Genomic DNA, 7,079 nt, shown 5'->3' with positions numbered 1-7,079 from the left:
GGTTTGAATTGCCCTGTACCGCCATGGTACCCGGTGTCAGAGGTTCACCGACAACAACTCCGTCCATAGGCGCTGTGATGACAGTTTCCGCCAAATCGGACTCCGTTACCTCAAGATTACTGAGAGCCGTATCGTACTGATATACCGCGTCCTCATAGTCCTCCTGAGTGCTGGCTCCGATATTATAGAGATGCGTCATACGGTCATATTTTGCTTTTGCATTGACAACCTTGTACTGGGCCTGCTCGCGCTTTGCCTCAAAATCCTTGCCGTCAAGGGTAGCGACCGTCTGCCCCGCTTTTACTTTATCATTTTCTTTTACAAGCACCGTTTTAATACGTGCCGTAATTTTTGAGCTGACTTCTACAGAGTTCAGAGGACGGAGCGTTCCCGTTGCTGAAACAGTAGATTTGAGATCCTGCTTTTTTACTTCAACGGTCTGTACCTGTGCTGCTTTTTCCGCCTTTTGCCCGGAGCGGTAATACTGCCAACCTCCAAAGGCACCCGCCGCAATAACAAGAGCTATTACACCTGCTTTTACCTTGCCGTTGATTTCCATTTATCTCACCTCTCTGTCATGTCTGTTAGCAGCTTTTGCCGCAGCCGCAGCAGCCTCGATTTCCTCCGGAACACGTTCATCATCTACAACTGAGCGTGCATGGCGGTAATCGCGGGATACCGGAGCATCAGTCGGAACAGGTCTGTCTCCGAAGCGTTTCTTTGCCTCAATAACAGCATTCGGGTCAATATCATCAGGGGACTGGCCTATATCAAGACCAACCGCGTTTTCAACAGCAGCCTTATAGCGTGCATAATCATATTCGGCACTGATGTAGTTAAGCTGTGCCGTAGAGAGTGCTACCTGCGCGTCGAGAATATCCAGCATAATTCCCTGACCTGCACGGTATTTCTCGTTTGTGATGTAGTAATCCTCTTCTGCTTCCTTTACCGCGGACTGCGTAGCAATGAGGCGGCGCTGTGCCTCGCGCATATTGTAGTACTGCTGACGGACGTTGAGGTCAATATCCTCTTTATCCTTCTTTACCTGCAGCTCCGCTATCTCATAATTCGTCTTTGCTTTATCGACGGCAGCCTCAGTAACACCGCTGTCAAATATATTCCAGTTCGCTCTGAGGCCGATAGTGCGGGAATGGTCGTTGCCATGGCCCTGAGTAAAGCGGTGGTCTCCGCTGACACCGGCATTAAGCGTAAGAGTCGGGAGATATCCTGCCTTTGCCATAGTAACTGCAAGCTCCTGCTGTTTCAGCTTGTAGGTGTCGACGATTAAATCTTTTCTGTTTGCGTATGCATAGCTTACGCATGCATCCATTTTCGGGAAGAACGGCATGAATCTGAAATCCTCAGTCAGATTCAATGGCTCGCTCTGATCCATACGAAGAAGATTCTTCAGAGTAACAACATTTACCTCGTATGAGTTTTTTGCCTTGATAAGAGTCTGGCGCGCATTCGTCAGCTCAACCGAAGAACGGAGAACATCAAGGCGTGCTTTGCTTCCTGCGGAATAGAGCTGCTCCATGTTTGTCAGATGTGCTTCATATCTGTCTACAGATTCCTGGTCTATCTCAACTACACGTTTTGATTCCAGCACATCGTAATAAGCCTTTATGACCTTAAGACGGAGATTTTCACGCTCACGCAGTGTCTGAAGACGTGCGGCATCCATACCGATTTCCGCGCTCTTGATACCCGCCTGATTCTTTCCGCCGGAATACAGCGGCAAAGAAACACTCAGAGATGTCGAACCGTTTCGGATTGCTTCAACATCATTTGTCTTTGTATCGGTAAGACTTGCTCCTGCTGAAACCGAGAAGCTGTTAGTGCCTCTTGCGGACTTCAGATTCGCCTTAGCCGTATCTTCTCCTTTTTCCGTAATCTTGAGCGAAATATTCTGCTCAAGCGCCATATCTACCGCCTGCTGAATCGTGAGATCCGCCGCACTGGCTGTCGCTGCCCCGTAGAACAGCATCGCTGCCGCCAGAGCCGCTCCTTTCTTAAAACGTCCTGTTTTCTTCATAGGTCTCAGTCCTCTCATGAGAATCAGGGAATTACCCTGCCAAAACAAAAAACAAAGCCGGATAAACAATGAATAAAAATAAGATAGTCGTCACGATAAAGGCCGCAACAGACAAATCTATCGAAAGATTGTAAAGTCTCGCTGTCACAACTGCGTTAACAGCTGTCGGAGTAGCGGACAATATCAGCAGCGAGCCGAGCATGTCCGGAGTCTTGATAACAAGATGTGAAAGACCATAGACAACGGCCGGTGCCGCAATAAATTTAATAAAGGACAAGTCAAAGAGCGATGTCCAATATTTTTTAATCTTTGAAAACTCAACGGAGTATCCGACAGGAATCAGTCCTGTCCATGCTCCGAGATGAATAAATATCTGTGTCACCCCATTGAATGCCTCCGGACGCGGTACCCCGGCATACTGCAGAACACCGCCCAAAAGAATTCCAAGCACCGCAAGCTGTTTTTTGGAGAACAACATGGAAAGAATAGATACCTTCTGTCCGCTTCTTCCCTGTGCCTTTGTTTCGTACACTCTGGCCAGCGGATAGCAGAACATGAACATCAGCACATACTGAAACAGTGTCGCAATCTGCTGATAAGCATACCCGGACTCCCCGTAAATAAGGAACACGCATATACCGCCAATCGTTCCGAGATTTGAAAGACTCGCCGCCATGACGTACGCGCCCTGCTCCCTGAAATCCTTGTATTTATAGCCTGCCAGCCAGTAAGCCATCGCCCCCGGTATAAGACCAAGCGCTATGCTGATAAGAGGCAGCCATAAAAATTCCCGTGTAATCGGCATAACCCAAAAGCTCAGAAACGAAACTATAGGGCAGACCACAAGAATATTATTCAATATCATTTTATTAAAGAACGTATCCCCAAGACGCTTCTGATACTTACATGCATAACCCAGTATCAGTGGACAGATTAAATCTACAGCGAACACGAGGAGTTTCATTTTAATGTCCATGAAACAATTCCCCATTATTTATATGACATTCAAAGACTGTTTCATCATCAAACTAATCTTCGAAAACCATTTTTCTAATATTTCTCCTTCCGTACCATTATGATACGAAAGAAAATTTAAAATAATTTGTTGTTTTTGTTAATTTAAAATTAGTTTTCTAATATTTTAATTATCGTCTAAGAAAGGATAATCTGCACCATACCAGCCTTTCTTGCCCGCAACAGGGTAAAGAATGCCACGTTCCGCAAGACTTTGAATGTGTTCCAGGATTTCCTCTTCGGATACATTCTCCAACATTAAAACCATCATGCTCATGGACGGACCGTCTACCTCCATCCTTCCATATCCCCTGATGAACTCAAATACAACTCTGTCGACAGTATCCTGCAGATACTTTTCGTCAAAGTCTTCCTCAGTCATCTGCGCGGCTTCTGCAGCGATTTTCTCCGTAAGAGGAGGAAGATTGGAAGCTGATGCGTCTTCTGTACACTTTTCTGCATCACGGATATTTTCTTTAAGCTCATCGCGGCAGCCTGCGCAAAGAAGCACAGGTGAAAGCTCCGCCTCGCCCCAATCTATGCAAAGGACATCATCTGCGCCTCCGCATAAGGAACATACACCTTTTTCAACTCTCTCTATTTTCATGAAGAATCTCCTTTTTATCTTATTTGAGGAATTTCCCCCGCAGCATCCATGTAATGAAAAATACTGTGGAAGCAACAACTACGATAGATGCCCCGGCAGCCATATTAAAGTAGTAAGCCAGAATCAGTCCCGTAATACCAGAGAACATCGCTGTCCCTACCGAAACGGCATGATACTGTTTTACATTGGCGGCAATATTTCTTGCCGCAGCCGCAGGGAGTACTAATAGTGAATTGATTATCAGAATGCCCACCCACTGTATGCTTATGGCCACGACAACAGCAAGCAGCGACGCAAAAAGGCTTTCCGTAAAAAAAGCCATGATTCCGCGACTTCTCGCAAACGGCGCATTGACCGAAAGCACCAGCAGCCGGTTAAAAAGAAAGGCCCATGCAATCGTAACAAGAATAAATACAATCGCCAGAGAGGATAAATCCTCGGGCACAACACTCAAAATATCTCCTATGAGATATGATGAAAACTTGTTAAAGCCACCGCCTCGCGACATAAGCATCAGACCAAGGGCTACCGCTGTAGCCGAGAAAACTCCTATAATCGTATCGGCAGATGTCCTGCTGTGATTCTTAATATATGTTATAAGCAAGGCAAAAACAAGCGAAAAGACGATTAACGATGCCAGAGGCGAAACTGCCCCCAAAAGCGCTCCCAGTGCTATTCCCGTAAACGCTCCGTGCCCCAGAGAATCGGAGAAAAATGCCATTCGGTTCGACACGACCATCGTGGACAGGAGCCCAAACAACGGAGTCACAAGCAGAACAGCAAGGAACGCATTCTTCATGAAGATGTGATCCATCCACTCAAAGGGGAAAAGAACCCCCAAAACACTATATACCAGTTCCATTACCGGGCCTCCTTTTCATAGGTAAGCCCCGGCACAAGTCCAAGTATTTCCTGAGTACGCGGATTACCAAAAACCTCTTCAGGCGTTCCGCTTGTCACTATTCCGTGGTCCATAAGTACAACCTGATCGGCATGCTTTGCCATTAAACGCAGATCGTGGGATATAAGGATTATCGCCATATCCTCTTTTTCTCTGAGCTCATCCAAAATCTCATAGAAACGTACATGTCCGTTATAATCCACTCCCGATACAGGCTCATCAAGAAGCAAAAGGTCAGGCATAGGGTCGAGAGCCAACGCAAGAAGAACTCTCTGAAGTTCTCCTCCCGAAAGTGCTCCGAGCCGGCGGTCAATAAGCTGCTCCGCCTGGACACGGGCAAGATCCTCGGTTACACGCGTCCTGAATTTTTCTGATGAGCAAAGCCACACAGGGCGCTTCGAAAGACATGCCATAAAAATATCCATAACACTGGTGGGCGCACTTACATCAAAACGCAGATGCTGAGGCACATATCCTATAACAGGATGCCCTGTATGCTTTCCCTTTGCATCTACGTAATGCAGATTCCCCGTATGAGGGACTTCTCCGAGAATAGCATTCAAAAGAGTAGATTTTCCTGCTCCATTCGGGCCTATTATAGCAGTCAGCTGCCCACAGTGGACGTGCATATTCACATCTGAAAAGAGCTTCATTTCTCCAAAGCTCACTCCAAAATTTTCTATTTTTGTGCAGCAGAGTTTGCCGCAGTCATCTCCCGATGCTGCCGGGTGATGCAATATTGACTTAAACAAATCTATACGCCTTTCCTTCCAGGATAAAAACTTTTTATCTACATTCCTTTATTTTCGCACATTTTGCATTATTAAGGAAGGATTTTCTAACTTTTTGCGTTATAATAGATATTGTAAAAATTCACCCGGAGGTGTTTTCCCTTGGAGGAAAAGAAAAAACAGGCCTGTTTCACCATAGGTGAGCTTGCGAACCTTTACCACATTCCCAAACAGACATTAATATACTATTCTAACGCAGGCCTGCTTGTTCCGTCATTTGTCGAAAAAAACGGCTACCGCTACTATGCCGTGGACCAGTTTCACGAGCTTGAAATAATTTTAAACCTCAGAAAGCTTGACGTCCCTATAAAGGAAATCCGCTCATTTTTGGAGAACCGCAGCCCTGCCGCGCTGACACGTCTTTTAGAGCGTCAGAAGGCAGAAGATGACCGGATTATCGCCGCTATCCGCGAAAAGCAGACAGCCATGGAATATTTACTTCGTCAGCTCAAGCAGCAGGTCGGACTTCCGCTCGGCGTCTTTCAGACAACATGGCTTCCTGCGCAGGATATTTTCGCCAGCGATCCTGTTCCGCCGGATGCTGATTCCTCCGCCCGCATGCAGCTCTTTTCAGACCATGTCATATCTATCTTCGGAAAGGATGATTTTCGAAACACTCCTCCCGGATGGATAATCCGCCAAAGCGATTTCTTTGGCGAAAATCAGCACAGAACATGGAGATATTTCGTTAAAGTCACTACTCCGAAGGAAGAACTTCCAACACTGCAGATTCCAGCAGGTCTGTATGTACGCATATTCTTCTCCGGTACCTACACACGCAATTATAAGGATATCTACGAAAAGCTCAATGAGTACCTTTCACGCAATCATCTGGAGGTCACGGGAGACATCATCGTACAGTCCATAAAGGACTACTGGCAGACCTCAAGCGAAACACGGTATATCACAGAGTTCGCGCTTCCTGTGCGTTCTCTCGAATAATAAGCATATAAAAACGGCGTCCGAAAACGGACGCCGTTTGCGTTTCTGCATTTATTAAACTTGAAAAAACCACATCAATGATTTCTTATTCTTCTCCCGAGAAGGATATATGGCGGTTCGGTTCCTGCGCGAACTCGTCGCCATAGACCACATAAGCAAGCTCCTGCATACCAAAAACAAAATCCTGTGAAGAATTATAAATATAGCTTTCCCTTGGGAATATCAGTGCACGGTTCTGTATCGCGCGCATGGATGACAGAGATGGATCCTCTAAATAAGATGCGATAAATGCGTCAATGTCAAAGGTTCCCTTATCATCGTAGCTTGGCAGAAGAATATAATCAGGATTGGATTTGACGAGAAGCTCCTTTGTAAGAACCTGTCCGTTCTTCACTCCCACCTCGGCGATGGCATTGCGCACGCCTGTAAGACGGCACATATCATCAAAGGCACTCCCTGCTCCGCCATACTGCCGCATGACTGAAAGAAGCGTTACGGACTTTCGTTTTTCAGTAGGAATCTTTTCCACCTTTTTCACGATATCATCGCGTATCTCATCCATCTTCGCGATAATCTGCTGTCCCTTCTCTTTCTCGGAAATGCTCTGTGCAATAAGACGAATATCCCCCTGAATATCCGCGTAGGAGTTCCCGGGACCGACCACTACAACAGGAAATCCAAGCTCACGAAGCGCCGTAACCTTTTCCATGTTCGTCCATGTATTGGCAATGATAATGTCAGGTTTCCAACCCATAATCTGTTCTACAGACGGATCCATAACCTTTTCGG

The 7,079-nt window shown here is 46.3% G+C and carries 8 protein-coding genes; 1 reads left to right on the top strand and 7 read right to left on the bottom strand.

Annotated elements, in window-relative coordinates; translation table 11 throughout:
• The 6 genes from ACY69O_RS03140 to ACY69O_RS03115 all read right to left on the bottom strand — a co-directional run.
• A partial coding sequence (locus tag ACY69O_RS03140; protein WP_462332016.1) for an efflux RND transporter periplasmic adaptor subunit occupies positions 1 to 559 on the bottom strand: 559 nt, incomplete at its 3' end.
• Positions 560 to 2,035, bottom strand: coding sequence for a TolC family protein (locus ACY69O_RS03135; RefSeq protein ID WP_462332015.1), 1,476 nt, complete (start codon positions 2,033 to 2,035; stop codon positions 560 to 562).
• A gap of 31 nt (positions 2,036 to 2,066) precedes the next feature.
• Positions 2,067 to 3,011 (bottom strand): AEC family transporter, encoded by a 945-nt coding sequence (locus ACY69O_RS03130; RefSeq protein ID WP_462332014.1) that lies wholly within the window; start codon positions 3,009 to 3,011, stop codon positions 2,067 to 2,069.
• A gap of 165 nt (positions 3,012 to 3,176) precedes the next feature.
• Positions 3,177 to 3,656 (bottom strand): hypothetical protein, encoded by a 480-nt coding sequence (locus tag ACY69O_RS03125; protein ID WP_462332013.1) that lies wholly within the window; start codon positions 3,654 to 3,656, stop codon positions 3,177 to 3,179.
• A gap of 19 nt (positions 3,657 to 3,675) precedes the next feature.
• Positions 3,676 to 4,518 (bottom strand): metal ABC transporter permease, encoded by an 843-nt coding sequence (locus ACY69O_RS03120; RefSeq protein WP_462332012.1) that lies wholly within the window; start codon positions 4,516 to 4,518, stop codon positions 3,676 to 3,678.
• On the bottom strand, positions 4,518 to 5,309 hold the full coding sequence (locus ACY69O_RS03115; RefSeq protein ID WP_462332011.1) for a metal ABC transporter ATP-binding protein: 792 nt from the start codon (positions 5,307 to 5,309) through the stop codon (positions 4,518 to 4,520). The genes ACY69O_RS03120 and ACY69O_RS03115 overlap by 1 nt, the downstream gene beginning before the upstream one ends.
• 141 nt (positions 5,310 to 5,450) lie before the next feature.
• Between ACY69O_RS03115 and ACY69O_RS03110 the strand changes: the two genes are divergently transcribed.
• Positions 5,451 to 6,290: a MerR family transcriptional regulator gene (locus ACY69O_RS03110; protein ID WP_462332010.1), complete on the top strand. Its 840-nt coding sequence runs from the start codon at positions 5,451 to 5,453 to the stop codon at positions 6,288 to 6,290.
• A gap of 85 nt (positions 6,291 to 6,375) precedes the next feature.
• On the opposite strand, the gene ACY69O_RS03105 is transcribed toward ACY69O_RS03110, so the two are convergent.
• Positions 6,376 to 7,079, bottom strand: a 704-nt coding sequence (locus ACY69O_RS03105; RefSeq protein ID WP_462332009.1) for an ABC transporter substrate-binding protein, incomplete at its 5' end; no start/stop codon positions are given.

Source organism: Schwartzia sp. (in: firmicutes) (assembly GCF_978017985.1).
This window is presented reverse-complemented; position numbering and strand designations above follow the sequence as displayed.

Coding starts and splice junctions, on each gene's coding strand:
- ACY69O_RS03125 (WP_462332013.1), bottom strand. CDS start 3,656: ATGAAAATAGAGAGAGTTGAAAAAGGTGTATGTTCCTTATGCGGAGGC.
- ACY69O_RS03130 (WP_462332014.1), bottom strand. CDS start 3,011: ATGGACATTAAAATGAAACTCCTCGTGTTCGCTGTAGATTTAATCTGT.
- ACY69O_RS03135 (WP_462332015.1), bottom strand. CDS start 2,035: ATGAAGAAAACAGGACGTTTTAAGAAAGGAGCGGCTCTGGCGGCAGCG.
- ACY69O_RS03120 (WP_462332012.1), bottom strand. CDS start 4,518: ATGGAACTGGTATATAGTGTTTTGGGGGTTCTTTTCCCCTTTGAGTGG.